A 1,707-nucleotide genomic window follows, 5' to 3' on the forward strand; every position below is an offset into this window, starting at 1 on the left:
TAACTGATCCGGACATCGAGCGGTTCACGCCATATCGAACGGTGAAGGCCATCGTGCAAGCACGGACTGAGCGCCTCCGGTTGGGACTGCTCAACCAGGACTCCAGTTGCTCGCCCGGTCAATCCCGCGTGCTATCAACGGAGAGCGAATGACCCAAAAACCACTATGAGCAACTTTGTTTAGGTTTTTAGGAGCAGCACCGCGATGTTCTTCAAACAGTTCTACCTCGGGGGCGGCAACAGCTTCGCCACTTGGGCGGGCAGTGTCTTGTCGCCCGAGTCCGAATTGATCCTTGGTGCTCGACCGCGCCGAGGATCTCTGGGAGGTCTGCTGGCAGTTGCTGCGCATCGGTTACCCGCTGCCGCGCGGCTGGCTGGCCGGCGGCATGTTGGCGTGGCGTACCGCCGGCAAAGCCATCGAGATCCTGCCGCAGTGGACGGTGCGTCAGTTGGGCCGTGCGGTCGAGAACAACAAGGATCTGCTGGTGTTGGACGTCCGCCAGCCAGGCGAATGGAGTGCGGGTTATATCGGCGGAGCTCATCACCTTACCGGCGCCGAACTGACCGCCCGCGCCGGTGAACTGCCCAAGGATCGCCGGATCGCCACCATCTGCGGTAGCGGTTTCCGCTCTTCGGTCGCGGCCAGCGTGCTCAAGGCGCGCGGTCATACCGAGGTCTACAACGTGCTTGGCGTTATGACCGGTTGGGAGGCCGAAGGCTTGCCGACACACAGAGCCGAATAAAGTAAGACCTCGCGGCGGATTGCCGGGTGACCGTGGCCGCCCGGCGCTTTTGTGGTCCTCAGTCCTCAGCCCTTATCCTCCAGCGTGCAGATTGCCTGCGGCTCATTGAGCAGAAAAACCAGGCTTTCGGAAATGAACAACTTCAGATGAATGCCATCGCTCGCGGCGAAGCCGACACGCAGATCCTGACCGACCTTGAGCTCGCCGACGCGCGGGTCGACCAGTACCGCGCCCTCGATTGGGGCCTTGTAGAGCCCAGCCTCGCGCAGACGACGCAGGTGATCGACCTGAAGCTTGGTGGGAAAGCATGTGATCTTGGGTTTCGGGACGCCACCGAAGCCGTGCCGGCCGATCGGGTGCAAATGCCCCGGTGGCGGTGGAAATCACCCAGACCGAGCGTGCCGATCTGCGGATTGCATCAGCTCTGGGATCCAACCTTCAGTCGGTTGTCGATACCGCTGACTCCGACGAGTCCTTGCGCAATGCTCGCGGCCTGCTCGCGCTGGAGTATCAATGCCCGCAGCCGCAGTGCGCCGGTCGAAGCGCAAGGTCTCGCGCAGACGCGCGGCGACGACCTCATCGGTCTGTTCAGCGATCTGCGCGGCCAAGTTCTGCGCTCGCTCGCTATCGGCTCGGCCGTGCAAACGGACGTTGCCATCCGAGGTGCTGACGCGGATCGCTTGATCGCTGGTATCCCGATGCCACAGCAGGCGCAACTGCACCCGCGTAGTGGTGTTGGTGCCGTCATTCCGCACCCCCCTCAGCCGCTTCCAGAATATAACGCCACATACCGCCATCCCAGCAGTTCAAGTAAGGCGTGGTGGTGCTGTTGCATATTTAAACCGCGCCTAACCTGGAATACGTAGTTTTTCTTCCTCTGGGTCGAGGGCGATCTTTACCCACAGGCGATCCGCTACTTCAAAGACGTTGCGGTTGATGTTCTTGGCGAATTGATGCACGCGCTG

The 1,707-nt window shown here is 61.4% G+C and carries 2 protein-coding genes; both read left to right on the plus strand.

Features of this window, described 5'->3' with window-relative positions; all coding sequences use genetic code 11:
- Nucleotides 1-295 precede the first annotated feature (295 nt).
- Nucleotides 296-742, plus strand: coding sequence for a rhodanese-like domain-containing protein (locus CKO36_RS18975; RefSeq protein WP_338053528.1), 447 nt, complete (start codon nt 296-298; stop codon nt 740-742).
- Nucleotides 743-768: 26 nt separating this feature from the next.
- A complete protein-coding gene (locus tag CKO36_RS20665) occupies nt 769-1,608 on the plus strand; it encodes a hypothetical protein (protein ID WP_476705516.1) in 840 nt (279 codons plus the stop codon).
- The last annotated feature ends 99 nt before the right edge of the window (nt 1,609-1,707 follow it).

The sequence above is a fragment of the Rhabdochromatium marinum genome (genome assembly GCF_016583795.1).
Classification (GTDB): domain Bacteria; phylum Pseudomonadota; class Gammaproteobacteria; order Chromatiales; family Chromatiaceae; genus Rhabdochromatium; species Rhabdochromatium marinum.